At 73.7% G+C, this 24,919-nt stretch carries 28 protein-coding genes; 10 read left to right on the forward strand and 18 right to left on the reverse strand.

From position 1 onward, the window contains the following. Positions 1–2 precede the first annotated feature (2 nt). The 8 genes from RGE_RS12815 to RGE_RS12850 all read right to left on the reverse strand — a co-directional run bounded on the left by RGE_RS12815 (position 3) and on the right by RGE_RS12850 (position 6,399). Complete coding sequence (locus RGE_RS12815; protein WP_014428836.1) at positions 3–221, reverse strand: glycine zipper 2TM domain-containing protein; 219 nt, start codon at positions 219–221, stop codon at positions 3–5. Positions 222–328: 107 nt separating this feature from the next. Then, complete coding sequence (locus RGE_RS12820; RefSeq protein WP_014428837.1) at positions 329–991, reverse strand: class II aldolase/adducin family protein; 663 nt, start codon at positions 989–991, stop codon at positions 329–331. Then, positions 988–2,079 (reverse strand): S-methyl-5-thioribose-1-phosphate isomerase, encoded by a 1,092-nt coding sequence (gene mtnA, locus RGE_RS12825; protein ID WP_014428838.1) that lies wholly within the window; start codon positions 2,077–2,079, stop codon positions 988–990. Before mtnA ends, RGE_RS12820 begins: the two co-directional genes overlap by 4 nt. Continuing rightward, positions 2,076–2,945, reverse strand: a complete 870-nt coding sequence (locus RGE_RS12830; RefSeq protein ID WP_014428839.1) for an S-methyl-5'-thioadenosine phosphorylase — start codon at positions 2,943–2,945, stop codon at positions 2,076–2,078. The genes mtnA and RGE_RS12830 overlap by 4 nt, the downstream gene beginning before the upstream one ends. A gap of 147 nt (positions 2,946–3,092) precedes the next feature. Further along, positions 3,093–4,121, reverse strand: a complete 1,029-nt coding sequence (gene dusA / locus RGE_RS12835; protein ID WP_014428840.1) for a tRNA dihydrouridine(20/20a) synthase DusA — start codon at positions 4,119–4,121, stop codon at positions 3,093–3,095. Between the two features lie 40 nt (positions 4,122–4,161). Then, a complete protein-coding gene (locus tag RGE_RS12840; protein WP_014428841.1) occupies positions 4,162–4,968 on the reverse strand; it encodes an alpha/beta fold hydrolase in 807 nt (268 codons plus the stop codon). 79 nt (positions 4,969–5,047) lie between these two features. Continuing rightward, positions 5,048–5,929: an alpha/beta fold hydrolase gene (locus RGE_RS12845; RefSeq protein WP_014428842.1), complete on the reverse strand. Its 882-nt coding sequence runs from the start codon at positions 5,927–5,929 to the stop codon at positions 5,048–5,050. A 107-nt stretch (positions 5,930–6,036) separates the two neighbouring features. Beyond that, positions 6,037–6,399 (reverse strand): carboxymuconolactone decarboxylase family protein, encoded by a 363-nt coding sequence (locus RGE_RS12850; protein WP_014428843.1) that lies wholly within the window; start codon positions 6,397–6,399, stop codon positions 6,037–6,039. A gap of 101 nt (positions 6,400–6,500) precedes the next feature. Between RGE_RS12850 and ligD the strand changes: the two genes are divergently transcribed. From ligD to RGE_RS12865, 3 genes are all read left to right on the forward strand, one after another. Continuing rightward, on the forward strand, positions 6,501–9,056 hold the full coding sequence (ligD, locus tag RGE_RS12855; protein WP_014428844.1) for a DNA ligase D: 2,556 nt from the start codon (positions 6,501–6,503) through the stop codon (positions 9,054–9,056). A gap of 118 nt (positions 9,057–9,174) precedes the next feature. Next, the gene (locus RGE_RS12860) at positions 9,175–10,332 is read left to right on the forward strand and encodes a DUF3182 family protein (protein WP_014428845.1); all 1,158 of its coding nucleotides are present in this window, start codon (positions 9,175–9,177) and stop codon (positions 10,330–10,332) included. Beyond that, on the forward strand, positions 10,319–11,161 hold the full coding sequence (locus tag RGE_RS12865) for an alpha/beta hydrolase family protein (protein ID WP_014428846.1): 843 nt from the start codon (positions 10,319–10,321) through the stop codon (positions 11,159–11,161). The genes RGE_RS12860 and RGE_RS12865 overlap by 14 nt, the downstream gene beginning before the upstream one ends. On the opposite strand, the gene RGE_RS12870 is transcribed toward RGE_RS12865, so the two are convergent. The 4 genes from RGE_RS12870 to RGE_RS12885 form a co-directional block, all read right to left on the reverse strand. Beyond that, a complete protein-coding gene (locus RGE_RS12870; RefSeq protein WP_014428847.1) occupies positions 11,124–11,663 on the reverse strand; it encodes a PEP-CTERM sorting domain-containing protein in 540 nt (179 codons plus the stop codon). The two genes, RGE_RS12865 and RGE_RS12870, sit on opposite strands and share 38 nt — an antisense overlap. 158 nt (positions 11,664–11,821) lie before the next feature. Further along, a complete protein-coding gene (locus RGE_RS12875; protein ID WP_014428848.1) occupies positions 11,822–12,271 on the reverse strand; it encodes a hypothetical protein in 450 nt (149 codons plus the stop codon). Next, positions 12,268–12,699 (reverse strand): BON domain-containing protein, encoded by a 432-nt coding sequence (locus RGE_RS23250; RefSeq protein WP_014428849.1) that lies wholly within the window; start codon positions 12,697–12,699, stop codon positions 12,268–12,270. The genes RGE_RS12875 and RGE_RS23250 overlap by 4 nt, the downstream gene beginning before the upstream one ends. Positions 12,700–12,829: 130 nt before the next feature. Further along, positions 12,830–14,764 (reverse strand): AsmA family protein, encoded by a 1,935-nt coding sequence (locus tag RGE_RS12885; protein WP_014428850.1) that lies wholly within the window; start codon positions 14,762–14,764, stop codon positions 12,830–12,832. Between the two features lie 129 nt (positions 14,765–14,893). Between RGE_RS12885 and RGE_RS12890 the strand changes: the two genes are divergently transcribed. Then, positions 14,894–15,196 (forward strand): hypothetical protein, encoded by a 303-nt coding sequence (locus RGE_RS12890; RefSeq protein WP_014428851.1) that lies wholly within the window; start codon positions 14,894–14,896, stop codon positions 15,194–15,196. Positions 15,197–15,256: 60 nt separating this feature from the next. On the opposite strand, the gene RGE_RS12895 is transcribed toward RGE_RS12890, so the two are convergent. Both RGE_RS12895 and RGE_RS12900 read right to left on the reverse strand, forming a co-directional pair. Then, complete coding sequence (locus RGE_RS12895; protein WP_014428852.1) at positions 15,257–15,580, reverse strand: hypothetical protein; 324 nt, start codon at positions 15,578–15,580, stop codon at positions 15,257–15,259. 11 nt (positions 15,581–15,591) lie between these two features. Next, the gene (locus tag RGE_RS12900; protein WP_014428853.1) at positions 15,592–16,110 is read right to left on the reverse strand and encodes a hemerythrin domain-containing protein; all 519 of its coding nucleotides are present in this window, start codon (positions 16,108–16,110) and stop codon (positions 15,592–15,594) included. A gap of 62 nt (positions 16,111–16,172) precedes the next feature. Here RGE_RS12900 and RGE_RS12905 point away from each other — a divergent pair, with 62 nt between their 5' ends. The 4 genes from RGE_RS12905 (at position 16,173) to RGE_RS12915 (ending at position 19,260) form a co-directional block, all read left to right on the forward strand. Continuing rightward, positions 16,173–17,225 (forward strand): AI-2E family transporter, encoded by a 1,053-nt coding sequence (locus RGE_RS12905; protein WP_014428854.1) that lies wholly within the window; start codon positions 16,173–16,175, stop codon positions 17,223–17,225. Positions 17,226–17,289: 64 nt separating this feature from the next. Then, positions 17,290–17,457 carry a hypothetical protein gene (locus tag RGE_RS24295; protein ID WP_157781869.1) on the forward strand — a complete coding sequence of 56 codons (168 nt, stop codon included), beginning with the start codon at positions 17,290–17,292 and terminating at the stop codon, positions 17,455–17,457. Positions 17,458–17,479: 22 nt separating this feature from the next. Next, positions 17,480–17,917, forward strand: a complete 438-nt coding sequence (locus RGE_RS12910; RefSeq protein ID WP_014428856.1) for a CBS domain-containing protein — start codon at positions 17,480–17,482, stop codon at positions 17,915–17,917. Continuing rightward, positions 17,914–19,260, forward strand: a complete 1,347-nt coding sequence (locus RGE_RS12915; protein ID WP_014428857.1) for a PQQ-dependent sugar dehydrogenase — start codon at positions 17,914–17,916, stop codon at positions 19,258–19,260. Before RGE_RS12910 ends, RGE_RS12915 begins: the two co-directional genes overlap by 4 nt. Here the strand turns inward: RGE_RS12915 and RGE_RS12920 are convergent. After that, on the reverse strand, positions 19,251–19,772 hold the full coding sequence (locus tag RGE_RS12920; RefSeq protein ID WP_014428858.1) for a hypothetical protein: 522 nt from the start codon (positions 19,770–19,772) through the stop codon (positions 19,251–19,253). The two genes, RGE_RS12915 and RGE_RS12920, sit on opposite strands and share 10 nt — an antisense overlap. Before the next feature lie 137 nt (positions 19,773–19,909). On the opposite strand from RGE_RS12920, the gene RGE_RS12925 reads away from it, so the two are divergent. Further along, positions 19,910–20,986, forward strand: a complete 1,077-nt coding sequence (locus tag RGE_RS12925) for a hypothetical protein (RefSeq protein ID WP_014428860.1) — start codon at positions 19,910–19,912, stop codon at positions 20,984–20,986. 54 nt (positions 20,987–21,040) lie between these two features. Here the strand turns inward: RGE_RS12925 and RGE_RS12930 are convergent, their stop codons facing one another. Beyond that, complete coding sequence (locus RGE_RS12930) at positions 21,041–21,718, reverse strand: GNAT family N-acetyltransferase (protein ID WP_014428861.1); 678 nt, start codon at positions 21,716–21,718, stop codon at positions 21,041–21,043. A gap of 125 nt (positions 21,719–21,843) precedes the next feature. Here RGE_RS12930 and RGE_RS12935 point away from each other — a divergent pair, with 125 nt between their 5' ends. Beyond that, entirely contained in the window at positions 21,844–22,761 is a 918-nt protein-coding gene (locus RGE_RS12935; RefSeq protein WP_014428862.1) for a LysR family transcriptional regulator, read from the forward strand. Here RGE_RS12935 and RGE_RS12940 read toward each other — a convergent pair. Both RGE_RS12940 and RGE_RS12945 read right to left on the reverse strand, forming a co-directional pair. Continuing rightward, on the reverse strand, positions 22,758–24,134 hold the full coding sequence (locus RGE_RS12940; RefSeq protein ID WP_014428863.1) for a DUF6513 domain-containing protein: 1,377 nt from the start codon (positions 24,132–24,134) through the stop codon (positions 22,758–22,760). The genes RGE_RS12935 and RGE_RS12940 overlap by 4 nt on opposite strands. A gap of 306 nt (positions 24,135–24,440) precedes the next feature. Then, a complete protein-coding gene (locus tag RGE_RS12945) occupies positions 24,441–24,917 on the reverse strand; it encodes a MarR family winged helix-turn-helix transcriptional regulator (RefSeq protein WP_014428864.1) in 477 nt (158 codons plus the stop codon). Positions 24,918–24,919 lie beyond the last annotated feature (2 nt).

A 24,919-nucleotide genomic window follows, 5' to 3' on the forward strand; every position in this document is an offset into this window, starting at 1 on the left:
GCTTACTTCTTGTCCTTGCTGGTCTCGTGGCCGATGACGCCGCCGACCGCGGCGCCGCCGATCGTGCCGGCGGTGCTGCCGCCGGTCAGCACCGAGCCGGCGACACCGCCGATGCCGGCACCGATCGCGGTGTCGCGCTGCTGCGTCGACATGCCGGAACAGCCGGCGAGCGCTGCGGTGGCAGCGAGGGTGGCGATGGCCAGGGATCGGGTCGTGTTCATGGTTCCACTCCTATGGGAAACCGGGGGCGGAGCCCCGATGGAACCAGTGTGGGCCGCCGGCTCCGCGCCCGGTGTCGGCGCGGTCCGAAGCGGGTGTGCGGGGCGTCCTACGCGTCGCGGCGGGCGCTGCGGCCGTAGCTCCTGAACTTGGCGATCACCTCGTCCATCTCGGCATGGCCCAGCACGCGCGGCTCGGCCACCGCCAGCGCCTTCAGGTAGACCTCGCACAGCGACTCGATCTCCTGGCAGACCTTCATCGCCTCGGCCAGCGTCGCGCCGGCGGCCACCAGGCCATGGTGCGCCAGCAGGCAGGCCTTGCGCTCGGCCATCGCCTCGCCGACGGCCGCCGACAGCGCCTCGGTGCCGAAGGTGTGGTACGGCACCAGCGGCACCGTGTCGCCGCCGGCCACCGCGATCATGTAGTGGAAGGCCGGCAGCGGCCGGTCCAGGCAGGCCAGCGCGGTGGCGTTCGGCGAATGCGTGTGCACGACGGCGTTCAGGTCCGGCCGGGCGCGGTAGACCGCCTGGTGGAAATGCCATTCCGACGACGGCTGCCAGGTGCCTTCGACACGACCGTCGGCGAGGAAGACACGCACGAAGTCCTCGCCGCAGACTTCCGAACCCATGCCGGTCGGCGTGATCAGCATCGCGTCGCCGCAGCGCACGCTGAGGTTGCCGGTGCTGCCGCGGTTGAGGCCACGCGCGTCCAGCAGGCGCACCGCGGCGGCGGCGTCCTCGCGTGCGGCGACCTCGACGAAGGGCACGTTCATCGTGCGCTCCGGGCGGCCAGCGCGCGCAGCGCCGTCTCGTCGGCGGGGAAGACGCCGTGTTCGGTGACCAGACCGCTGACCAGGCGCGCCGGGGTGACGTCGAAAGCCGGATTCGCCGCCGTCGTGCCCTTGGGCACCAGGCAGACCTCGGCCAGCTCGCCGGCGGCCGTCAGCCCGGCGATGTGCGTCACCTCGCGTGCGCTGCGCTCCTCGATCGGGATCTCGCGCACGCCGTCGGCGAGCTTCGGGTCCAGCGTCGAGGTCGGCATCGCGACGTAGAACGGCACGCCGTTGTCGTGCGCGGCCAGCGCCTTCAGGTAGGTGCCGATCTTGTTGCAGACGTCGCCGCGGATCGTGACGCGGTCGCAGCCGACGATGCACAGATCGACCTCGCCGCGCTGCATCAGGTGGCCGCCGGCGTTGTCGGCGACCAGCGTGTGCGGCACGCCGGCCTTGCCCAGCTCCCAGGCCGTGAGGCTGGCGCCCTGGTTGCGCGGACGGGTCTCGTCGACCCAGACGTGCAGCTCGATGCCGCGCTCCTGGGCGCGGTAGATCGGCGCCGTCGCGCTGCCCCAGTCGACGGTCGCCAGCCAGCCGGCGTTGCAGTGCGTCAGCACCTTGACCGGGCCGGGGCGACGGGCGGCGATGGCTTCGATCAGCGCCAGGCCGTGCTCGCCGATCGCGCGGTTGACGGCCACGTCCTCCTCGGCGATGGCGTCGGCCAGCGCCCAGGCGGCGGCGCGGCGCTGGGCCGCGGGCAGCGGGCGCAGGTGGCTCAGCATGCGGTCGACGGCCCATGCCAGGTTGACGGCGGTCGGGCGCGCGGCGCGGATGCGCTCGCAGCCGGCTTCGAGCGCGGCATCGCCGGCGTCGGCGTTCATCAGCAGCGCGACGCCGTAGGCGGCGCTGGCGCCGATCAGCGGCGCACCACGCACCCACATGTCGCGGATAGCGACGATCATCTCGTCGGCGCTGGCGACCCGTTCGATGACCAGGCGGTGCGGCAGCAGGCGCTGGTCGATGATCTCGACCGCCTCGCCGCCGGCGACGGCGCGGATGGTGCGCAGCGGGGTTCCGTCGACCTTCATCCGAGCACCCGGCCGGCGATGGGTTGAAGGCGCGCGACGACCTCGGGGTCGCGGGCGGCGGGCGCGGTGATGATCGCGTTGTCCAGCGCGTGGCGGCAGCGGCAGGCAGCGGCGTGTTCGTCGTGGGCGACGTCCTCGGCCAGGCCACGCACCATCTGGCGCGCGTTCTCGGCGTTGGCCAGCAGCACCTTGACGATCGCGTCGACGGTCACCGCGTCGTGGCCGACGTGCCAGCAGTCGAAGTCGGTGACCATGCTGACCGAGCAGTAGCAGAGCTCGGCCTCGCGCGCGAGCTTGGCCTCGGGCATGTTGGTCATGCCGATGACGCTGCAGTTCCACGAGCGGTACAGGTGCGACTCGGCGCGCGTCGAGAACTGCGGCCCTTCCATCGTCAGGTAGGTGCCGCCGCGAACGTGCGGCACGCCCTGCTCGGCCAGGCGCTTCTGCACGTGGTCGCCCAGGCGCGGGCAGGTCGGGTCGGCCATCGAGACGTGGGCCACGCAGCCGGTGCCGAAGAAGCTCTTCTCGCGCGCGAACGTGCGGTCGATGAACTGGTCGACGATGACGAAGGTGCCCGGCGGCAAGTCGGCACGCAGGCCGCCGACGGCGCTGCAGGACAGCACGTCGGTGGCGCCCAGCTGCTTCAGCGCGGCGATGTTGGCCCGGTAGTTGACCTCGCTCGGCGGGATGCGGTGGCCGCGGCCGTGGCGCGGCAGGAAGGCCAGTTCGGCGTCGCCCAGGCGGCCGAGGAAGATCTCGTCGGAGGGCGCGCCCCAGGGCGTGTCGACCGAGACCCAGCGGGTGTCGGTGAGGCCGGGCAGGTCGTAGAGGCCGCTGCCGCCGATGATGGCGAGTCGTTTCGTCATAAGTCGTCGAAGCGCCGCGGCACGCGGCGGAGTCGGGAACGAGGAAGGCCGGCGCCTGCAGGGCGGCCGGCCTCGTGCCGCCGGCGTTGGCCCGCCGGCGATGCTGCGCATCCTACGTCGCGGCGCCGCGTTTGCGGCTGCCGAATGTCAAGCCGCCGGGACGCCCTGCTCCGCCGCGACACGTGCCGGGCGCTGCGCCAGCGCGTGCACGACGGCCGCCGGCTCGCCCTTCAGGCGATGGTCCGACCAGACCTGGCGCCAGCGCCGCGCGCCGGCTTCGCCGTTCCACAGCCCCAGCATGTGGCGCGCGACGTGCGCCCAGGGCACGCCGGCGGCGGCCTGGCGCTCCATGTAGCGCACCATCGCCAGCTCCACGGCCGCACGGTCCTGCGCCGGCGCGGGCTCGCCGAAGAAACGTTCGTCCCAGGTCGCGAGCGTCCAGGGCTCGTGATACGCGGCGCGGCCGACCATCACGCCGTCGACGTGGGCGAGTTGCGCGGCGATCGCCTCGTCGCCGGCGATGCCGCCGTTGACGACGATCGTGAGCGCCGGGAACTCGGCCTTCAACCGGTGTGCGACCTCGTAGCGCAGCGGCGGGATGTCGCGGTTCTCCTTCGGGCTCAGGCCTTCGAGCCAGGCGTTGCGCGCGTGCACGATGAAGACCTCGCAGCCGGCGGCGGCCACGGTGCCGACGAAGTCGCGCACGAAGGCGTAGCTCTCGTCCTTGCCCAGGCCGATGCGGTGCTTGACCGTGACCGGCAGCGAGACCGCGTCGCGCATCGCCTTCACCGCGTCGGCGACCAGCGCCGGCTCGTTCATCAGGCAGGCGCCGAACGCACCGCGCTGCACGCGCGGGCTGGGGCAGCCGCAGTTCAGGTTGACCTCGTCATAGCCCCAGCGCTCGGCGAGCTTGGCGCAGGCGGCCAGGTCGGAAGGTTCGCTGCCGCCCAGCTGCAGCGCCACCGGATGCTCCTCGTCGCCGAAGTCCAGGTGCCGCGGCTGGTCGCCGTGCAGCAGCGCACCGGTGGTCACCATCTCGGTGTACAGGCGCGCGTGCTTGCTCAGCAGGCGGTGGAAGTGGCGGCAGTGGCGGTCGGTCCAGTCCAACATAGGCGCCACGCAAAGGCGCCAGGGGCTGGGTTCGACGGCGGGGACGGAAGCAGGAACGGCAGGCATCGCAGGGCTCGCGCGCCGGGCGGCGCAGCCCTCGATTGTCTCAGCCCGGCGCGCGCACGAAGTCCTGCAGGGCCTCCAGCACGCGCTCAGGAGCGCTGATGTGCGGCAGATGACCTTCGGCGTCGATGACACGCAGCGTGCTGCCGTCGATGGCCTGGTGCAGGAACTCGGCCGCCTCCAGCGGCACGGCGGCGTCGTTGCGGGTCTGCAGCAGCAGCAGCGGGCGCTGCAGGCGCTGCACGGCCTGCCGGTAGTCGCACTGGAAGATCGAGCACAGCACCGTCAGGATCGCGTCGGTCGGCACCCTCTTGATCGTGTTCGCGAAGTGCTCGGCGAGTTCCGGTCGGTCGCGGTTGCCCATCGCCACCGGCGCGAACTGCTCGGCCCAGGCGTCATGGCCGGTCGTCACCGCGCGGTACAGCGCGTTGAGGTCGGCCTCGCTGAAGCCACCGCGGTAGCCCGGCCCGTCGAGGTAGCGCGCCGAGGCCCCGATGCCCACCAGGCGAGAGAACTGCTCGGGCCTCGCGATCGCCGCCAGGATGCCGGTCATCGCGCCCATCGAGTGGCCGACGAAGACGACCTCTTGCAGGCGCAGTTCGTCGAGCAGCGCATTGAGGTCGCGCGCGTAGCCGTCCATCGTCAGGTAGCGGTGCTGCTCGAAAGCCGCCGGGTCGGCCTGGCCGGCACCGGCGTGGTCGTAGAGCACGATGCGGAACTCGTCGGCGAAAGCCGGCCAGATCTGCGCCCAGGCGCGCTGGTCGGTGCCGAAGCCGTGAGCGAAGACGAGGCTGCGGGCGGCGTCGTCGCGACCGGCGAAGGTGACGTGATGGCGGCGTCGCAGGTCCAAACGCGTCTCCGGGATACGGGGCCGACCGATTATGGTGGGCCCCCTTGTGGCCGCGCGGCCCCGCCGTCCCCTGCCCTGATCAGGTGCGGCGGGAGTTCGTCGCGATGGACTCGACGAAGCGCGGCAGCAGCGGCGCCGGCAGGTCGTGGCCCATGCCGTCGAGGATCTCGACCTGCGCGCCGCGGATCTTGACGCCCAGGTCGTGCGCCGCCGCCGGCGGCACCAGCGGGTCGGCGCGGCCGTGCAGCACCAGCGTCGGCGCGCGGATCGCACCCAGCATCGGCGTGCGGTCGCCGTCGGCGATCACGGCGGCGATCTGGCGCGCGGTGCCCGCCGGGCGCCAGGCGCGGTCCACCGCCTGCTCGAAGCGGCGGTGCATCACCGCCGGGTCGGGTGGATAAGCCGGGCTGCCGATGCGCTGCATCACGCGCTCCAGGTGGGCGACGATCGCGGCGCGCGAGTTGTCGGCCGGGCGGGCCAGCAGCGCCTGGCGCGCGCGCAGCGTCGGCTGCGGCAGGCCGCGGGCGCCCGAGGTCGTCATCATCAGCGTCAGGCTGCGCACGCGTTCCGGACGGCGCGCGGCGATGTGCTGGGCGATCATGCCGCCCATCGAGGCGCCGCACAGGTGCGCCGAGGCCAGGCCCAGCGCGTCCATCACGCCCAGCGTGTCGGCGGCCATGTCGGCCAGCCGGTACGGCGAGCGCGACGGCAGGCGCAGCGCGTAGCGGATGCCGGCGATCGCGAGGTTGGGCACGCCCAGCGCGTCGAAACCCTGGCTCAGCCCGGCGTCGCGGTTGTCGAAACGCACGACGCGAAAGCCGCGTTCGACGAGCTGCTGCACGAACTCCTCGGGCCAGGCCGTGAGCTGCATGCCCAGGCCCATCACCAGGACCAGCGGGATGCCGTCGGGCGGGCCGCGGTCGTCGACTTCGAGGGCGATGCCGTTGGCGGCGACCTGCATCAGCGGCCCTCCACCCCGGCGCTGGTCGTGCCGCAGGCGCGGCGCGGGGCGCGGTCAGTCATGAGCACGATGTTATCGGCAGCCGCGTGACCACGCGCCGGGGGCGCTCAGGCGGCCGCCGGTGCGCGTTCGCCGCCGAACTCCTCGTAGGCCTGCAGCGCCTTGGCGGCGTACATCAGCGACGGCCCGCCGCCCATGTAGACGCACAGGCCCAGCATCTCCTCGAACTCGGCGCGCGTGCAGCCGAGCTTGACCAGCGCGTCGGCGTGGAAGCCGACGCAGGGATCGCAGCGTGCGCCGACCGACAGCGCCATCGCGATCAGCTCCTTGGTCTTCTTGTCCAGCGTGCCGGGCTTGGTGGCCGCCATCGCCAGCGCGGAGAAGCCGCGGGTCGTCTCGGGAATGTCGGCGCGCAGCTGGGCCAGCGACGCGGAGATGGAGGCGGTGAGTTCGCGGTAGGACTCGATCATGATACGGGTAGGGGTATAAAAGCGCCGCCATTGTGCCTGGGTCGGCGCGCTCTTGCCAGCGGCAGCACCAGCGCCGGGCCCGGGCTTTGCCGAGCCGCCGCATGCCCAGAACCGCCGCCCCGGCCCGCGACCCGCTGCAGCACTACCGCGAACGCCGCGATTTCCGCGCCACGCCGGAACCGGGCGCCGACGCGGTGCAGCCCGGCGCCGACACCGGCCGCTTCGTCATCCAGAAACACGACGCGACGCGGCTGCACTACGACTTCCGGCTGGAACTCGACGGCGTGCTGCTGTCCTGGGCCGTGCCCAAGGGCCCCAGCCTGGACCCGGCCGACCGGCGCATGGCGGTGCGCACCGAGGACCACCCGCTGGCCTACGCCGACTTCGAAGGCAGGATCCCGGCCGGCCATTACGGCGCCGGCCAGGTCATCGTCTGGGACCGCGGCAGCTGGACGCCGCTGGCCGAACCGCGCGCCGCGCTGGCCGCCGGCAAGCTGCCGTTCGAGCTCGACGGCGAGAAGCTGCACGGCGCCTGGGAGCTGGTGCGCATGAAGCCCAAGCCCGGCGAGCGTGGCGAGAACTGGCTGCTGTTCAAGAAACGCGACGCCCAGGCGCGGCCACGCGCCGAGTTCGACGTCGTCGCCGAACAGCCCGACAGCGTCGCCGCGACGGCTGCCGACAAGCCCCGGCGCCGGCAAAGCCGCGCCGCGCTGGCGCTCGACAGCGTCGCGCCCAAGGCGCCGCAGCCCGAGACGCTGGCGCCGCAGCTCGCGACGCTGGCCTCGGCGGCACCGAGCAGCGGCAGCTGGCTCTACGAGACCAAGTTCGACGGCTACCGGCTGCTGGCGCGCATCCGCCGCGGCGTGCCGCGGCTGTTCACGCGCAACGGCCACGACTGGACGGACAAGCTGCCGGCGCTGGCCGCGGCGCTGAAGGGCCTGGGGCTGCAGTCGGCCTGGATCGACGGCGAGCTGGTCGCGCTCGGCAGCCGCGGCGCCGCCGATTTCAACGCGCTGCAGAACGCCTTCGACGGCCGCGACACGGCCCGACTGCTCTACTACGTCTTCGACCTGCCCTACGTGCAGGGCCGCGACCTGCGTGAACTGGCGCTGGACACACGCCGTGCGCTGCTGCAGTCGCTGCTCGACGAACATCCGCTGGACGGCGTGCGCTTCTCGGAGGAGCTGCCGGCCGGCGGCGCCGGCCCGCTGGCGACGGCCTGCGAACGCCAGCTCGAAGGCGTCATCGCCAAGCGCCGCGACGCGCCCTACCGCTCGCTGCGCAGCGAGGCCTGGCTCAAGCTCAAGTGCCGACGCCGCCAGGAGTTCGTCGTCGCCGGCTACACCGAGCGCACGAACGCCAGCGGCGAGATCGGCAGCCTGATCCTCGCCGTTCACGACGCCGACGGCCGCCTCGTGCACGCCGGCAAGGTCGGCACCGGCTGGGACACACGCGCCGCACGGGATCTGTTCACGCGGCTGCAGCCGCTGGCCCGCGAGGCCGTGCCGTTCGCCGCCGGGACGCCCTCGCCCGGGCGCTGGAGCCGCCGCGCCCCCGGACTGGAACGCTGGGTGCGGCCGGAGTTCGTCGTCGAGGTCGAGTTCGCCGAATGGACGCCCGGCGGCAGCGTGCGCCACGCGGTCTTCGTCGGCGTGCGCGAAGACAAGCCGGCCGCCCAGGTGCTGCGCGAACGCGCCGTCGTGCCCGACACGGCGCCGAGCGCCGCGCCCACCGCCTCGTCCAGCGGCCGCATCGCGCGCGTGCGCATCACGCACGGCGAGCGCATCGTCGACAAGGCCAGCGGCCTGAGCAAGCTGGACCTGCTGCGCTGGTACGACGGCGTCGCCGAACGGATGCTGCCGCACCTGAAAGCCCGGCCGGTGGCGCTGCTGCGCGCGCCGCAAGGCGTCGGACGGCCGGTGTTCTTCCAGAAGCACGCCGAACGCACCGAGATCCCCGGCCTGGTGCTGCTCGATCCGGCGCTGTGGCCCGGCCACGAGCCGCTGATGGAGATCCGTAGCGCCGAGGCGCTGCTGTCGGCGGCGCAGATGAACACGATCGAGTTCCACACCTGGAACGCCACGACGCGCACGATCGCCAAGCCCGACCGCCTCGTCTTCGACCTCGACCCCGGCGAGGGCGTCGACTTCGCCGCCGTGCGCGAAGGCGCGCTGCTGGTGCGCACCCTGCTCGACGAGCTGGGTCTGGCCTCGTGGCTGAAGACCAGCGGCGGCAAGGGCCTGCACGTCGTCGTGCCGGTCGCGCCGCGCGTGGCGGTCGACGTCGTCAAGCCGTTCTCGCGCGCCGTCGTCGCCCACCTCGCCGAACAGGTGCCCGAACGTTTCGTCGTGCGCAGCGGGCCGGCCAACCGCGTCGGCCGCATCTTCGTCGACTGGCTGCGCAACGGCGAAGGCGCGACGACGGTGGCCGCGTTCTCGGCCCGCGCCCGCCCGGGGCTGGGGGTCTCGATCCCGGTGTCCTGGGACGCGCTGCCGGAGCTGCGCGGCGGTGATCAATGGACGCTGGCCAACGCACGCGAGCACCTGTCCTTCGAACGCGAGGACCCGTGGGCCGCGTTCTGGACCACGCGCCAGGCGCTGGCGCCGGCGATGCGCCGCCTCGGCTTCGACCCGCGCGCCGGCGGGGATGGCCGCTGACGCCTGCGCGCCGGCACCGACAGCCGCTGCCGGCAGCTTCCTACAAGCGCAGCACCTGCGGGACGACTCCACGCGCCGCGCCGCTCGCGACACTGGCTGCAGCCTCAAGGAGCCCGCCATGACCGCCCTGCTCACCGCCACGACCGTCCGGCGTCCGACCTGGGTCCGCCCGCAGCCCGTCGTCGCTTTCCACGACTCGCGCGCCCCGCACGCCGACGGTTCGCCGCCCGGTCACGACCACCAGGCCAAGGCCCGTGTCGCCGCCGGCCTGGCCGCCCTGCTCGGCTGGGACTACGCCGGCGAGCTGCACCAGCTGCGCCGCAGCGACGCGCCGGTCTACCTGGTGCCGCGCGAGACGCTGACGCTGGCCGAGGCCCGCCGCCTGGGCGTGCACGGTCCGACGCAGGTCTTCGGCGGCGTCGTGCCGCAGGCCTTCGTCGCGACCAAGACCATCACCCACGGCGCCGCGCCGCAGTCGCCGGTGCCGCTGGGCTGGTCCGGCGCCTTCGGGCGGGCGGTGCAGCAGGCGGTGCTGCCTGGCTGCTCGTGTTTCTCCATCGCCGACGCGCGCCGCGCAGCGCTGCGCCTGCTGCGCCGCGGCGCCGTGCGCCTGAAGGACCCCGGCGGCGTCGGCGGCCTGGGCCAGTGGGTGCTGCACGACGGCGCCGAACTGGACCGCGTGCTGGCCTCGCTGGACGCCCAGGCCGTGGCCCGCCACGGCCTCGTCGCCGAGATCAACCTGCACGACGTGACGACGATGTCGGTCGGCCAGGTCTGCGTCGGCCCCTGGCAGGCCAGCTACTACGGCAGCCAGCGCCTGACGCGCAACCGCGAAGGCCAGGAGGTCTACGGCGGCTCGGACCTGGTCGTCGTGCGCGGCGGCTTCGACGCCTTGCTGCGGCGCGAGCTGCCGTCGGCGGTGCGCCTGGGCATCGAGCAGGCGCTGGCCTATCACCGCGCGGCGGAGAGCTGCTTCCCCGGTTTCTTCGCCTCGCGTGCCAACTACGACGTCGCCCAGGGCCTGGACGACGCCGGGCGCTGGCGCTCCGGCGTGCTGGAGCAGTCCTGGCGCATCGGCGGTGCCAGCGGCGCCGAACTGGCCGCGCTGCAGGCCTTCCTGGCCGACCCGACGCTGCGCCTGGTGCACGCCTCGACGCACGAGGTGCACGGCGGCACCGAGGTGCCGGCCGGCGCGATGACGCTGTACGACGGCGTCGACGCCCAGCTCGGCCGCCTGACCAAGTACGCCTTCGCCCAGACGCATGTCGACAACTGAAGAGACGATCACGATCGACGTCGACGGCGAACGCATCGCCGGCACTTTCGTCGCGCCGGGCACGCTGATCCCCGGCGTGCTGTTCGCGCACGGCTGGGGCGGCAGCCGCGAGCAGTACCTGGCGCGGGCGCGCGAGATCGCCGCGCTGGGCTGCGTCTGCCTGGCTTTCGATCTGCGCGGCCACGCCGGCACCCAGGCGCAGCAGGCCAAGGTCTCGCGCGAGACCAATTTGCGCGACCTGGTGGCCGCCTACGACCGCCTCGTCGCCCACGGCGACGTCGACCCGGAGGCCGTCTGCGTCGTCGGCAGCAGCTACGGCGGCTACCTGGGCACCATCCTGACGACGCTGCGCCCGGTGCGCTGGCTGGCGCTGCGCGCGCCGGCGCTGTACCTGGACGACGGCTGGGACACGCCCAAGCTGCAGCTGCACCGCGACCAGGACCTGAAGACCTACCGCCGCAGCGTCGTGCCGGCGCGCGACAACCGCGCGCTGCGCGCGCTGCAGCAGTTCGCCGGCGACGTGCTGCTCGTCGAGTCCGAGAACGACCAGATCATCCCGCGCGCGGTGATCAACAGCTACCAGGAGGCGGCGCGGCGGGTGAAGTCGATGACGATGCGCTGCATCGCCGGTGCCGACCACGGCCTCTCGGGCGAAGCCGACCAGCGCGCCTACACCCAGCTGCTGCTGGGCTGGTTCAAGGAGATGCTGCTCGGCGCGCGCCGCGGCGCCGTGCAACCGGCCGCGGCCGACGGCGCCGCGCCCGAGCGTCCGTTGCCGACGAAGAAGGCGCTCAGCGCTGTCGCCGCCGACGCGCGGCCAGCAGCGTGAGCAGGCCCAGGCCGGCGGCCATCATCGCGGCGCTGGCCGGCTCGGGCACGGCAAACGCCACCGACAGGTCCAGCGAGGCGTCGCGGCCGCCCCAGCCGGTGGCGCGCAGCGTGTAGGTGCCCGGGCCCAGCGCCCCGGCCAGCACCGAGTTGGCCAGGCCGGCGGCGCGGCCGGCGAAGGAGTCCGACAGCACGAGCTCGCCGTCGGCGCCCAGCAGATCGATGTCGACGCGGTACAGGCGGGAGCCCCGCGGCAGCACCGACCAGTTCGCTCGGCCGTCGATCTGCAGCGGGCTGTCGACGGTGAAGGTGATCGTCTGCTCCAACCGTCCGCGCTGGCCCGCGGCGAAGCTGTCGAGCACCAGGCGGTCGCCGGCCCCGAACGGCTTGTCGAGCACCGTCGACGCCACCAGGCGGTCGAAGTCGACGACTTGCACCGTGGCCTGCGCCGGCAGCGCCGCCCAGGCGGCCGCTGCCAGCGCCATCGCCGTCTTGGTCTTCATTCGCCCTCCAGCGCTTGAACCAGGTCAGGGGCGACGGTGTACCCGAAGCACGCCGGCGCGCCACCCCGCAGCCCCGGGGCGACACGCGGCAATCGGTAATCAAACGTCAACGAGGCGCGCTGGCCGATGCGCCCGCTTACCGCTGAAGCGGCTTGCGCTCAGTCGTCCGGCTGTTCGACGACGAAGAGGAAACCGAGCAGCTCGCCGTCGTCGCCGGTCATCTCGTAGACGTCGGCGCCGGCGATCGCGTCGGCGCCCGACATCTGCACCGCGGCTTCGGTGGCCGCGCGCAGCGCCGTGTCGACGTCGGCGCCGGCGGCGAGCTGCTCGGCCTGCACCGCGTTGGCGCTGTCGCGCGCGGCCAGCACGGCCGGCGTGTCGCCGAGTTCGCCGTCGGGCGTCAGCGTGCCGGCCAGGCGCGCGCCGAGGAACTCGTCGCGCACCGCCTCGCGGCTCGTCGGCTCGGCCCGAGGCTCCAGCGGCACGAGCGTCACGCCCGGCGGCACATGCGCCGGCTCGGCGGGCGGCTCCTGGGCCAGCACCGTGCCGGACAGGACCAGCGCCAGGCCGGCGGCCGCCAGCAATCGGCTCTTGTGCAAACGCTTCATCGCATCGCTCCTTCGGCAAGGGCCACCTCGAGCACGTTCTCGACCGTGCGCACGCCGTCGACCCGGGCAGCGATCTGCTCTGCGCGCGTACGCGCGTCGGGGTCGGGCACGCTGCCGCGCAAGGCGACGCGGCCCCCGACACAGTCGATCTCCACCGGCGCCATCGCCAGCGCCGGGTCGCGGCCGAGCTCGGCGCTGACCGCGGCGCCGATGCCGGCGTCGTTCACCTTGTCGACGAAGAGCTCCGGCGTCTGCAGACGCGGTGCCGGCGCCACGCTGGGCGTCGGCACCGGCTCGACGCGCACGACCGGCAAGGGGTCGGCGGGTTCGGCCGCACGCGCGTCGGCGAAGGGCCTGGGGCTGCACGCGGCGATCGCGGCGACGGCCCCGGCCGAGCAGATCAGGGTGTAGGCGGCGATGGGTCTCATCGGCGGTCCTTGCAACGCGCCGCCGGGATGGCAGCGCCCAGGGCTGCACCGTACGCGGCGGGCCCGCGGCGGCGGGTCGGGCGGCAGGGAAAACAGGCGTAGGACGAGGCCCCGGCGTGCCCGGCGCTCGTCAGCGGCCCGGCGCCGGCTTGGGTTGTGCCGTGCAGGGATCGGACTTCTCGCCGCTGCCCGGGTCGACGAAGGGCAGCAGCGCCGCCACCGGCGCCGCCAGCACGCCGAGCACGATCGCCGCCGCCGCCCGCCCGGCCAGCCGGCCGGCCTGCACGCCGACCTCAGGACGCGAGAAGTGGCCGCCGATCAGCACCGGCGTGCGCAGCGACAGCGGCGAGAAGTCCTTGGGCCGCACCTGCGCGCGCAACGCCAGCGTCTCGTCGGCCAGACTGGCGCGGCCGTCGACCAGCACCGTGCTGTCGCGGTTGTCGATGACCGCCACACGCGGCACGACCAGCCCGTCGCGCACGCCGAACTCCAGCCGAGCGCAGCGCAGTGGCAGCGGCTCGTCGCCGCGCACCAGCACGCCCAGCGCCTGCGCAAGGTCGAGACCCGCGGCCTCGGTCAAGAGGTGCGAGACGGTGCCGCGGCGCAGCATCAGACGGCCGTCGCCGTCGGCGCTGCCGAGGATCTGCGCCGTCGAACGGCCACGGCCGGCGAGCACCAGCCGGCCTTCCAGAATGCCGGTTAGCAGCGCCTGGCGTGCGTCGTCGCCGCCACCGCCGCGGCGCAGTGCCGGGATCCAGCGCGCGACGTCGACCCGCTCGAAACTCAGGTCCAGCGACCAGTGCGCCGGCGTCTGCCGCGCGTCCAGCGCGCTCCAGCCTTCGACCCGGCCGCCGCCGATGACGCCCGAAAGCGCATCCAGCCGCAGCACCGCGTCGTCCAGCCGCACGCGCGTGCGCAGCTGGCGCACCGGGGCCAGCGCCTCGGTGCCGAAGTCGAGCTCGCCGACGGCGACCTGGACGTCGGCGTCCATGCCGCGCAGCTGCGGCAGGTTGAACTCGCGCTGCGGCAGCACGCGCCGCGGCGGCGCATCGGCGGGCGCCGGACGCGCCGGCGCGCCTGCGGCACCGACCGCCGGCCCCAGGTCGGCCAGCGCCAGCCGCTCGCCCCCCAGCTGGCCGCTGAGCCGGCCGGGTTCACGCGTGCCGTCGTAGCGGAAGTCGCCCGCCAGCCGGCTGCTGCCGACGGCCGCGCGTTCGGCCACCAGATGCCAGACGCCGGCGTCGTGCGCCAGCCGGCCGACCAGCTCGAACGGCGGCGTCGCCGGCAGCGCCAGGCCCAGCGGCGACCCGACCGCGGCCAGCGACGGCCCTTTCAGGCGCAACGCGCCATCGAGCCGACGGCCGGTCAGCAGCGCGGCAGCGCGGCCGTCGAAGGCCAGCACGACCTCGCCGACCCGGCCTTCCAGCCGCACCGGCAGCGCCGGCGCCTGCTCGGACTCGTCGAGCAGCGGCAGCGCTGCGGCCGTCTGCGCGCGCAGGTCCAGCGCATGGCCGCGGTACTGGCCCCGGGCACGGGCCTCGATGCCGCGCCCGCCCTCGCCTTCGCTGCCGCTCAGGTCGACCGTCGCACGCAGCGCCAGCAGCCGGTCGTCGATCTCGACGTGGCCCTGGTCGAGCGCCAGCAGCCCGAACCGCGGCAGCGCGGCGTCGCCCGCCGGCGGCGCGGCGGGCTGGCCGAGCTGCCAGCTGGCGCGGCCGTCGGCCAGGCGCTGCAGGCGGGCGTCGAGCGCATGCGCCCGCAGCGCCTCCAGCCGCAGCGGCGCGCCGTCGCGCCAGCGGCGGATGTCGGACCAGAGCCAGTCGACACGCACCTCGCGCGCGTCGACGAAATGCGGCAGCTCCAGACCGTGCGCGGCGCCGACGACGATGCGCGCCGCCTGCACGTGGGGGCTTAAAACGAAGCGCACGCGAAACGGCGCTTCGATGCGCACCGGGCTGGCGGTGGCACGCGCCGCGGCGCGCTCGACCGGCCCGCGCAGGAAAGGCCAGCCCAGCGCTTCGCAGAGCAGCAAGGCCGCCAGCAGCAGACCGGCGAAGGCCGCCACGGGCCTGACAGCACGCAGCACGCCATGGCGGCGTGCGGGGGGATCGCCGAGGGCGGTGCCGGGAGGATTCATGGCCCGGCACCGGCAACAGGCGTTCCGGGCGGGTACGCACGTTGCCGCAGGCGGCCGATGAAACACTCGAACAAACCGCAGAAGCCGGCCGGCACCGCAGCCAAGTCGCCGGTGGCGGCGGGCACGCCACCGATCGCGCCCGGCCAGGCCCCCGGCGAAGAGGGCGAAGGCCTGCCGCTGCCGCACGAACGCGACGAATCGGCCGGCGACAGCGGCATGACGCCGCGCCCGGTGATGGAACAGGCGCGGCGCGACCTGGCCTCGGGCCAGGTGGACACCGACCTGCGGGGCACCCCCGGCCTGGACGCCGCGGGGCGTGAGGACGCCGTCGGGCCCGACGCCGCTGCCGCCAAGCCTTGAGCTCGCCGTGGCGGCCGCCCGCACCCGGGCGAGGTGCGGGGGCTCGCGCCGCGGCGGCGATCAGCGCCGCAGCGCCTCTTCGAGTTGCTGCTTGCTCATCGACGAGCGGCCCGGCAGCTTCGCCTTGCGCGCCTCCTCGTAGAGCTGGCGATAGGTTCGGCCGCCCGGCCCGGCGTGCGAACGCAGCCCACCGCGGCGCGACGGGCTGATGTCCTCGGTCGACGCACGGCTGGCCTCGCGGGCCTCGCCTTCCTGCGCCCGCACCTTGTTGACGGTGCGCGCGGCGATCTCCTCGGCCGTGGCTTCCGGGCGGCCGTGTTCGACCAGACCTTGCTTGATGTGCTCGTACTGGCGTTCGCGCTTGGCGCTCCAGGCCTTGGGCATGGTGTCGTCCTTCAATCGGCGCGCAAGGGCTCCGCCGCGTCGGTCTGGCCGCGCAGCGCCTCGCGCGGGGCGCCGTCGCGGCGCAGCCGGCCCTGCTCGCGCAGCATCTCGCGCCCCAGATCCAGGCGGTGGGCCTGCGGCAGCAGCAGCACGACCTTCGGGAACAGGTGCTCTTCCTCTTCCTCGTGGTGGTGCTCGCACTGCTCCTGCAGCACGTGGGCCTTGGCGCCGAAGGTCGTGTCGGCGGGGTCCATCACCAGCAGGTCGGCGACCAGGCGCTTGAGCGCCAGATGCTCTTCCAGCGATTCCAGCAGCACGTCCTCGGTGCTGGCGCCGGCGACGGCCGGATAGAACACGCGCTCTTCGGCGAGCAGGTGCAGTGCGAGTTCGTCGCCGGCTTCCTGCAACGCCTCGCGGCGCCGGTCTTCGGCTTCGGCGCCGGTCAGGCGGCGCAGCAGTTCCTCGAGGCGACGGTGCTGAGCGACCAGCATCACGACGGCGTCGTCGGCTTCGGGAGAGTCGGGTTCCACGGCGGGCTCCGGATGGGGTGACCAGGCGAGCCCGGGCACGCCGCGTGCCCGGTGGCGTGCCGATGAAGGAACCCGATCTGCTGCCGCCGCCCTCTCCCTCCCGCCAGGATGGAGACCGCCGCGGCGGGCGCGTCGGGCCCTGGCTGCTGACGCTGGCCGGCGTCGCGCTGGCCTGGGTGCTGGCCGACGTGCTGATGCTGGTCTTCGCCGGGCTGCTGTTCGCGCTGGTGTTGCGCGCGCTGGCGGCACCGCTGGAAGCCCGTGGGCTCTCGCCCCACCTGTCGCTGCCGCTGGTGCTGGCGGCGCTGGTGGCGCTGCTGGTGGGCTCGTTCTGGTTCGTCGGCGCCGGCGCCACCGAGCAGCTGCAGGCCTTGCGCGAGACGCTGCCGCGCGCCTGGGCCGCCTTCCTGCAGTGGATGGCCGAGTACCCGACCGGGCGCTGGCTGCAGTCGCTGTGGGAAAGCGCCAAGCCCTTCGAGGACTGGAGCCGGCTGGCCGGCCTGGCCACCGGCACGCTGAACGCCGCCACCGGCGCGGTCGGCGCGCTGGTGCTGCTGCTGGTCATCGGCATCTACCTGGCCGCCGACCCCGACACCTACCGCCGCGGCCTGATCACGCTGGTGCCGCCGCCGCGGCGCGCGCTGGCCGCACGCACGCTGGACGCCACCGGCCGCGACCTCTCGCGCTGGCTGCTCGGCCAGGCGGTGTCGATGCTCGTCGTCGGCGCGCTGACCGGCATCGGCCTGGCGCTGATCGGTTCGCCGCTGGTGCTGTCGCTGAGCCTGATCGCCGGGCTGCTGGAGTTCGTGCCGTACTTCGGGCCCATCGTCTCGGGAGTGCTGATCGTCGGCGTCGCGCTCGCCGAAGGCGAAGGGCTGGCGCTGCAGGCGCTGCTGGTCTGCGTCGCCGTGCAGCAGGCCGAGGGCTACATCGTGCAGCCGCTGGTGCAGCGCTGGGCGGTGCGGCTGCCGCCGGTGCTGGGCATGTGCTCGGTGCTGGTCTTCGGCGTGCTGTTCGGTCTGCCCGGCGTGCTGCTGGCGATGCCGCTGATGGTGCTGACGATGACGCTGGTCGGCGAGCTCTACGTGCGCCGCCTGCCGGGGGCTTCGCCCTAGGGGGCGGGTACGAAACTTGTCCCGTCGCGGCCGGGACGCCCGCACGAGGCGCCGGAGGACGGACATGAGAACCCGACGCAAACGCGGCTGGCGACGCCTCGGCGTGGCCCTGCTGCTGGTCACGATGCCGGCATTCGGCGGCGATGCCGGCAACCTGGTGCTCGAGGAACTCGGCGACCTGCCCCGTCTGCTGGTGCAGGGCGTCGCCACGGGTACGGGCCTTGCCGTCTGACGGGCCACACCAGGGAAGCCCCATGAACACGATTGCCGACGTGATGACCCGCGACCCGGTCGCGGTCCGCCCCCGCGAGACGGTGCAGCGCGCCGCGCAGCTGATGGACGAGCTCAACGTCGGCTGCCTGCCGGTCTGCGAGGACTGGCAGGTGCGCGGCATCGTCACCGACCGCGACATCACGGTGCGCGCCACCGCCGCGGGGCTGGACCCGGGCTCGACCGAGGTCGCCGCGGTGATGAGCGAAGGCGTGCGCTGCTGCTCGCAGCGCCAGTCGCCGGCCGAGGTGCTGCGCCAGATGGCGGCGGTGCAGATCCGCCGCCTGCCGGTGATCGACGACGCCGGCCGGCTGGTCGGCATCGTCTCGCTCGGCGACCTCGCCGCGCGGCTGCCGGCCGGCGTCGAGGAGGCCTTGCGCCAGATCTCGACGCCGGCGGCTCCCGACCGCGCGGCCGCATGAGGCCCGCCACCCTGGCCAGGCTGGCGCCGCTGGCCCTCGCGGCGGCCCTGATCGGCTGCTCCGAGACCTCGCGGCTGCAGAACGGGGCCGACGTCGGGCCCGACCCGACGCTGGTCGAGCCGGTGCGCACGATGCTGCCCACGGTCAAGGTCGCCAAGGCGGTCGGCTGGCCCGAGGGCGAGCGCCCGGTCGCGGCGCCCGGCCTGGAGGTGCAGGCCTTCGCCACCGGGCTGGACCATCCGCGCTGGCTGCAGGTGCTGCCCAACGGCGACGTGCTGGTCGCCGAGACCAACGCCCCGGAGCGCCCCGAGAAAGCCCGCGGCGGCCTCAAGAACTGGTTCATGAAGCTGACGATGAAGAAGGCCGGCGCCGGCGTGCCCAGCGCCGACCGCGTCACGCTGCTGCGCGACGCCGACGGCGACGGCCGCGCCGAGACCCGCGTGCCCTTCCTCGAGAACCTGCACTCGCCGTTCGGCATGGCGCTGGTCGGCGACCGCTTCTTCGTCGCCAACACCGACGCGGTGATGGAGTACCCCTACCGCGGCGGCGAGACGCGCATCACCGGCGCCGGCCGCCGCCTGGCCGAACTGCCGGCCGGGCCGCGCAACCACCACTGGACCAAGAGCCTGATCGCCAGCCTCGACGGCCGCACGCTCTACGCCACGGTCGGCTCCAACAGCAACGTCGCCGAGAACGGCCTCGACGAGGAGCGCGGCCGCGCCGCGATCTGGGCGATCGACGTCGCCGACGGCGCGATGCGGCTGTACGCCAGCGGCCTGCGCAACCCCAACGGCATGGCCTGGGAGCCGGCGACCGGGCTGCTGTGGGTGGTGGTCAACGAACGCGACGAACTCGGCAGCGACCTGGTGCCCGACTACCTCACGTCGGTGCGCGAAGGCGGCTTCTACGGCTGGCCGTTCCGCTGGTGGGGCGACCGCGTCGAGACGCGCGTGCCCGCGCCGCCGACCCTGCCAGAGACGGTCCGGCCCGACTACGCGCTCGGGGCCCACGTCGCCGCGCTGGGCCTGGCCGCGGCGCGCGGCTCGACGGTGACGACGCCGCTGGGCGGCGCCACCGACGGCATGTTCGTCGGCGAACACGGCTCCTGGAACCGGCGACCGCCTTCGGGCTACAAGGTGGTCTTCGTGCCCTTCGTCGGCGGCCGCCCGAGCGGCAAGCCGGTCGACGTGCTGACCGGCTTCCTCGACCCCGAAGGCCAGGCCCGGGGCCGCCCGGTCGGCGTCGCGGTCGACCGGCGCGGCGCGCTGCTGGTGGCCGACGACGTCGGCAACACCGTCTGGCGCGTCGTGCCGGCCGCCAGAGCGCAGCCGCCTCAGCGATAGAGGCCTTCGGCGTTCGCCGCGCGCCAGTTCTGCTCGAACCAGTCGGCGTCCTCGGCGTTGCGCGGACGCACACCCATCAGGATGCCGCCTTCGCGCAGCCCGCTCTCGTACTGCTTGACGCGTTCTTCGGGGATGCCCCAGCCGATCAGCGCGCCCAGCAGGCCGCCGGCGGCGCCGCCCGCACCCGCCCCGGCCAGCGCCGCGGCCAGCGGCCCGGCGATGACCAGGCCCAGGCCGGGCAGCGCGATCGTCGTGCCCACCGCGGCCAGCGCCGCGGCGACGGCGCCGACGGCCCCGCCGATGCCGGCACCGATGCCCGCGCCTTCGGCGGCCTTGGTGCCGAGTTCGGTCTGCGGCGCGCTGGCGCTACCGAAGTGCTGCTGCCGGGTTTCGTCGGACATCACGAGGTTGACGTCGTCGGCGCCGTAACCGCGGTCGATGACGCCCTGGTAAGCGCGTTCCGCGGCTTCGCGGTCGCGGAAAAGTCCGGTGAGGACGCGTTCCTGTGCCATGTGGTTCTCCTGTGGATCGTGGCCGGGCGGCAAGGCCCGTACCCTTGTCCGGGGGCCCCGCATGCCGAGGCACAGCGCTTGCCGACCCCGTGCAGGCGGCCGGCATCGGCCGACCTCAACCACGAAAGGACGGAGAGATGACACAGCACGACGATCGTTACCGGCAGCAAGGCGGCTCGCAGGACGACCGGCGCCAGTGGGAGCAGTCGGGCCGGTCGGAACAGCAGGCCGGCAGCGGCGGCTCGCGCAGCAGCGCGGGCAGCAACTACGGCGACTGGCGCCCCGAGTCCGACACGCGCGGCCAGATGGGCGGCAGCTACGGCGGTCACGACGAAGGCGGCCGCTACGGCCAGCAGGACCAGTACAGCTCGCGCGGTGGCCAGATGGGCGGCTCGTACGGCCAAGGCGGCCCCTACGGCGGCCAGGGCGGCCTCTACGGCAGCCAGTCCGGCATGGGTGCGGGCGGCAGCCGTCACGAAGGCAGCCAGGGTTACGGCCAAGGCTACGGCCAGGGCAGTCAGGGCTATGGCCAGGGCAACCAGGGCTATGGCCAGGGCAACCAGGGCTATGGCCAGGGCGAACGCTATGGTTCGTCGTCCGGCATGGGCGGCTCGCAAGGCGGCTTCGGCAGCAGCGGCTACGGTGCCGGCGGCACGCGCGGCGACTGGGGCCAGAGCGGCCAGCAAGGCGGCATGGGCGGCATGGGTGGCCTCGGCGACTGGGGTTCGACCCAGCGCCACGAGGACTGGGGCCGCTCGGGCACGGGCTCCGGCGGCTCGTGGGGCCAGGGTCAGGGCCAGGGCGGGTACGCCGGCCAGGGCGGCTGGAACTCCGGTCAGGGCCAGGGCCACGACCACCAGTTCGACCCCGACTACCACCAGTGGCGCAGCGAGCAGATGCGCACGCTCGACGACGACTACCGCAGCTGGCGTCAGGACCGCTACAAGAAGTTCTCGGACGAGTTCTCGCAATGGCGCAGCGGCCGCAACCGCGGCGGCACGGGCTCGTCGTCGGAGCAGGGTTCGGGCAGCAGCGGCTCGGGCATGTCCGGCAGCGGCATGTCCGGCAGCACCGGCCTGTCCGAGTCTTCGGGCAGCAGCGCGCTCGGCAGCACCGGCGGCAGCTCGGGCATCAGCGGCGCGGGCAGCCTGGGCGGCAGCTCGCTCGAGTCCGACTCGGGCAGCGGCAAGTCGGCCGGCAGCAAGACCAAGTGAGGTCGGGGCCGCTGGCGCGGCTCTGACACGAAGGGCGCCTCACGGCGCCCTCTTTCATGCGCCGTCCGGCGTGACCCTCGCCCGGCTCAGGATGAAGAACTCTTCCTGGCTGGGCCGCGCCAGCCGCGGCATCGGATCGAAGCCGGTGTCGAAGGCATCCGCCTCGGCCGCGTCGAACTCGTAGACCGGGCTGCCGCGGTACAGCCAGTCGCCGCGCGGCAGCGCACCAGGGACCAGTTCACGTACCAGCAGCGCGGCGGGGAAGACGCCCGGCGCGACGGCGATCGAGTGACGCACGCAGCTGCGAAAACCCAGCGACACGTAGTTCGCCGGGTTGCCGAAAATGACGACGACGTCGTGGCCCAGTGCCACGGCACGTGCGAAGGACTCGGCGACCAGCGCCTTGCCCAGCCCGCGCCGCTGAAACTCCGGCAGGATCGACAGCGGCCCGAAGCTCAGCACCGGCTTCTCTCGGCCCTGCCCGTCGACCAGCCGGGCGCGCGTGTACAGGATGCTGCCGACGAGGCGGCCATCGAGTTCGAGCACCAGTGCGAGCTCGGGCAAGACGTCGGCATGACGGCGCATCCGGTGCACCAGGTAGTGTTCGCTGCAGCCGGGCACATGCACGTTCCAGAACGCCTGGCGCGTCAGCCGCACGACCTCGTCGTGATCCGCCGGCGTCTCGAGACGGATGCGATATGGCGGCCGGCAGCCTCCGGGTTGGCTCGACACCTTGTCCTCCGTTGACGGTCAGGGGCCGACTTTAGGTCGTGCCGCCGGGTGAGGGCACGAAACGGCGCGCGCGCCCGGCATACAGTCGGCCGAATCCGACACCGGCGCTGCAGCGCCCCCGCCCGATGGACCGATTCGAAGCGATGCGCGCCTTCGTGCGCGTGGTCGACAGCGGCAGCTTCACCCAGGCCGCGCGCCAGCTGGGCCTGCACAAGGCCACCGTCAGCCAGCAGGTGATGGCGCTGGAGGCGACGCTGGGCGTGCGCCTGCTGACGCGCAGCACCCGCTCGGTCGCGCCGACCGCCGAAGGCCTGGCCTACCACCACCGCGCCTGCACGATCCTGCAGCAGCTCGACGAGGCCGAGACCGAGCTGCGCCAGGGCGGCCAGGCGATCCAGGGCCATCTGCGCGTGGACGTGCCGGTGGCCGTCGGCCGCCTGGTGCTGGCGCCGGCGATGCGCGAGTTCCTCGACCGGCATCCGGGCCTCAGCGTCGAACTCGGCTGCAGCGACCGCGTCGTCGACCTGGTCGGCGCCGGGGTCGACTGCGCACTGCGCGGCGGCGAGCTGCCCGACTCGGGGCTGGCCGCGCGCCGCATCGGCCAGCTGCGTTTCGTGCTCTGCGCGGCGCCACGCTACATCGACGAGCACGGCCTGCCGCAGACGCCCGAGGCGCTGGCCGGGCACCGGCAGGTCGGCTACCTGAGCGGCGCCACCGGCGCGCTGAGACCGCTGCGCCTGCAGCGCGAAGGCCGCAGCGTCGAGGTGGAGGTGCCGGCGCGCATCGTCACCACCGACAGCGGCGCCGCGCTCAGCGCCGCGCTCGACGGGCTGGGCCTGGTGCAGCTGGCCGAGTTCGTCGCCGCCCACCACCTCGCCAGCGGCGCGCTGGTGCGCGTGCTGCCGGGCTGGCAGAGCCCGTCGCTGCCGATCCACTGGGTGACGCCGACCCCGCGCCAGCGCCCGGCGCGCGTGCAGGCCTTCATCGACTGGGCGCAGGCGCTGCTGGTGCGGCGGCTGGGAAGCGGGCTGGAGCCGGCCTAAGGCCGCGTGCTGCCCGGCGCGCACCAGGACGCGAGATCGTCCTCGGCGCGTTCGACCGCGCAGCCCCAGTCCAGCGGCTGGTCCTGCACGTAGCGCTTGCCCAGGCGCCAGGCGAGTTCGGCGTGCGCCAGCTCGACGCCCATGTAGAAGGCATGCGCCGCGTCGCCCTCCAGCCCCAGCCGCGGCCACAGGTCGAAAGCGCCGGTGCCGTGGCGCAGGCCGTCGCGGTTGTAGACGTGCAGGCCGTCGTGCGCGACCTGGACGCGGAAGTTGGGGTCGCGCACCTGGGCGGCGGTGGCGGCGATCTCCTGCGGCGTGTCCGGGAAGGGATCGCGTGCGTGCACCGTGCACAAGGCCGACGACAGGTTCTTCGGCGGCGTCTTCTCGCGCGCCGCGGCGGTCATGATGCGGCGCGCCCAGTCGGCTTCCTTGATCGCGCGCCGGGCGTGGCGGCTGACCTGCGTCGTCAGCACCGCGGCGACGTCGAGTTCGGCGGCGATGCCGAACAGCAGCGCGTTGATGCCGCTGGTGTCGGCTTCGGTGAGTTCGGTCAGGTTGCCGACGCCCATCAGGATCGGCGCCGTCGGGAAACGCTGGCGCAGCGCGTGGTAGCGCACGATGGACGCGGTGAAGCCGAAGGGGATCGGGTCGAGGATGGGGTCGGCCAGGAAGGCGCGGCCGCGCGCCGACAAGGTCTCGACGGCCGTGAACAGCGAGGCCTCGTCCTGCGGCGTGCGCGGGATCAGCACCGGCGTCGACTTCACTTCGTCGGCGATCCACAGCGTGTCGAGGTTCAGGCTCAGCAGGTAGTCGGCACCGGCGCGGCCGGCGCGCAGCAGTTCGTCGGGGTCGGTGGAGTCGACGCTGACCTCCAGGCCCTCGCCCTTGAGCATGCGCACCACGTCTTCGAGATGCGGGAACGGCGTCGCCGGCAGGCAGCCGATGTCGATGACGTCGGCGCCCTGGCGCACGAAGGCCAGCGCGCGTTCGGCGATGTCCTCCAGCGACAGCCGCGGTGCGTCGATGATCTCGGCGAAGATGCGCGGGCCGGTGGCGCTCAGGTCCACCGGCTTGGCGGCGCGGTTGAAGAAACGCGGCAGGTCCTTCAGTTCCTCGGGGCCACGCTGCACCGGGATGCCGTAGTGCTCGGCCAGCGGCTCCAGCTCGCCGCGGCAGCGGCCGGGCACCAGGATGCGCTGCGCGTCCACTGGCGTCGCGACGCGGCGGCGGATCAGGTCGGCGGTCATCAGCGCGGCGACCTGCAGGCCGATCTCGCGCACCTCCCAGGTGAACGGCGGGTCGGCGATGCCGTCGAGCACACGCTCGAGTTGCGGCTGGGCCAGCCGGCCCGTCAAAAAGACAATGTGTTCCATGCCCGGGACAGTGGTGGAGTGCGCACGCCGGGCCGGGAGGCCGTGGCCGTGCAGATCCACCGTGGCAGCGGGCCTTTCGGCGGGCGGCACGCGGCAGACCTTGGCGCCGTCATGCAAGCCCGGTGCCCGCCTGCGGGCGTGTCAGCGGCGGAGGCGGCTCAGAACAGCAGCCAGAACTTGCGCAGCCAGCCGGGCACACGCAGCGGCTCGGGACGGTAGGTCTGGCGGAATTTGGCGGCGGTCGACATCGGCGGTCTCCTTGGGCTTTCGGATACTGTATATCCATACAGTTGTGCGCGCAAGGCATCAGCCGTCGTCGTTGGCGGCACGCTGGCCGACCGCAGCGGGCGCCGCCAACGGCGGCATCGCATCGAGCAAGGCGTCGAGTTCGTCGACCAGGCGCCGGCGCCGTTCGCCGTCCCAGGCCGCGGCCGCCGCGGCCAGGCAGGCGGTGTCCAGCAGCTCCATCGCCTCGGCCAGTGCACGCCGCCCCGAGGCGCTGAGCCAGACCTGCAGCCGCCGCGGGTCCTGCCGGTCGGGCTGGCGCGACAGCAGGCCGCCGGCTTCGAGCATCGAGACCCGGGCGCTGACGGTGGACTGCGGCCGCTCGAGCTGGCGCGCCAGTTCGGCCAGCGTCGCCGGGCCGGTCTGCGCCAGGTGCAGCAGCAGCTCGACGGCCTCGGGGGCCAGGCTGTCGCGGCCCTGCTCCATGCGCCGCGCGGCGCGCAGCGACAGCTCGCGGTACAGCAGGCCCAGGCGGCGGGCGAAGGTCGGGCTGTCCACCG

The organism is Rubrivivax gelatinosus IL144, assembly GCF_000284255.1.
GTDB lineage: Bacteria > Pseudomonadota > Gammaproteobacteria > Burkholderiales > Burkholderiaceae_C > Rubrivivax > Rubrivivax gelatinosus_A.

What these genes read in the sequence shown, in the direction of transcription:
- RGE_RS12925 (WP_014428860.1), top strand. Translation starts at nt 19,910, where the DNA reads ATGACACAGCACGACGATCGTTACCGGCAGCAAGGCGGCTCGCAGGAC.
- RGE_RS12910 (WP_014428856.1), top strand. Translation starts at nt 17,480, where the DNA reads ATGAACACGATTGCCGACGTGATGACCCGCGACCCGGTCGCGGTCCGC.
- RGE_RS12915 (WP_014428857.1), top strand. Translation starts at nt 17,914, where the DNA reads ATGAGGCCCGCCACCCTGGCCAGGCTGGCGCCGCTGGCCCTCGCGGCG.
- RGE_RS12895 (WP_014428852.1), bottom strand. Translation starts at nt 15,580, where the DNA reads ATGCCCAAGGCCTGGAGCGCCAAGCGCGAACGCCAGTACGAGCACATC.
- RGE_RS12845 (WP_014428842.1), bottom strand. Translation starts at nt 5,929, where the DNA reads ATGCAGGTCGCCGCCAACGGCATCGCCCTCGAAGTCGACGACCGCGGC.
- RGE_RS12935 (WP_014428862.1), top strand. Translation starts at nt 21,844, where the DNA reads ATGGACCGATTCGAAGCGATGCGCGCCTTCGTGCGCGTGGTCGACAGC.
- RGE_RS12830 (WP_014428839.1), bottom strand. Translation starts at nt 2,945, where the DNA reads ATGACGAAACGACTCGCCATCATCGGCGGCAGCGGCCTCTACGACCTG.
- RGE_RS12860 (WP_014428845.1), top strand. Translation starts at nt 9,175, where the DNA reads ATGACCGCCCTGCTCACCGCCACGACCGTCCGGCGTCCGACCTGGGTC.
- RGE_RS24295 (WP_157781869.1), top strand. Translation starts at nt 17,290, where the DNA reads ATGAGAACCCGACGCAAACGCGGCTGGCGACGCCTCGGCGTGGCCCTG.
- dusA (WP_014428840.1), bottom strand. Translation starts at nt 4,121, where the DNA reads ATGCCTGCCGTTCCTGCTTCCGTCCCCGCCGTCGAACCCAGCCCCTGG.
- RGE_RS12870 (WP_014428847.1), bottom strand. Translation starts at nt 11,663, where the DNA reads ATGAAGACCAAGACGGCGATGGCGCTGGCAGCGGCCGCCTGGGCGGCG.
- RGE_RS12875 (WP_014428848.1), bottom strand. Translation starts at nt 12,271, where the DNA reads ATGAAGCGTTTGCACAAGAGCCGATTGCTGGCGGCCGCCGGCCTGGCG.
- RGE_RS12890 (WP_014428851.1), top strand. Translation starts at nt 14,894, where the DNA reads ATGAAACACTCGAACAAACCGCAGAAGCCGGCCGGCACCGCAGCCAAG.
- RGE_RS12920 (WP_014428858.1), bottom strand. Translation starts at nt 19,772, where the DNA reads ATGGCACAGGAACGCGTCCTCACCGGACTTTTCCGCGACCGCGAAGCC.
- RGE_RS12940 (WP_014428863.1), bottom strand. Translation starts at nt 24,134, where the DNA reads ATGGAACACATTGTCTTTTTGACGGGCCGGCTGGCCCAGCCGCAACTC.
- RGE_RS12905 (WP_014428854.1), top strand. Translation starts at nt 16,173, where the DNA reads ATGAAGGAACCCGATCTGCTGCCGCCGCCCTCTCCCTCCCGCCAGGAT.
- RGE_RS12850 (WP_014428843.1), bottom strand. Translation starts at nt 6,399, where the DNA reads ATGATCGAGTCCTACCGCGAACTCACCGCCTCCATCTCCGCGTCGCTG.
- RGE_RS12820 (WP_014428837.1), bottom strand. Translation starts at nt 991, where the DNA reads ATGAACGTGCCCTTCGTCGAGGTCGCCGCACGCGAGGACGCCGCCGCC.
- RGE_RS23250 (WP_014428849.1), bottom strand. Translation starts at nt 12,699, where the DNA reads ATGAGACCCATCGCCGCCTACACCCTGATCTGCTCGGCCGGGGCCGTC.
- mtnA (WP_014428838.1), bottom strand. Translation starts at nt 2,079, where the DNA reads ATGAAGGTCGACGGAACCCCGCTGCGCACCATCCGCGCCGTCGCCGGC.
- RGE_RS12865 (WP_014428846.1), top strand. Translation starts at nt 10,319, where the DNA reads ATGTCGACAACTGAAGAGACGATCACGATCGACGTCGACGGCGAACGC.
- ligD (WP_014428844.1), top strand. Translation starts at nt 6,501, where the DNA reads ATGCCCAGAACCGCCGCCCCGGCCCGCGACCCGCTGCAGCACTACCGC.
- RGE_RS12815 (WP_014428836.1), bottom strand. Translation starts at nt 221, where the DNA reads ATGAACACGACCCGATCCCTGGCCATCGCCACCCTCGCTGCCACCGCA.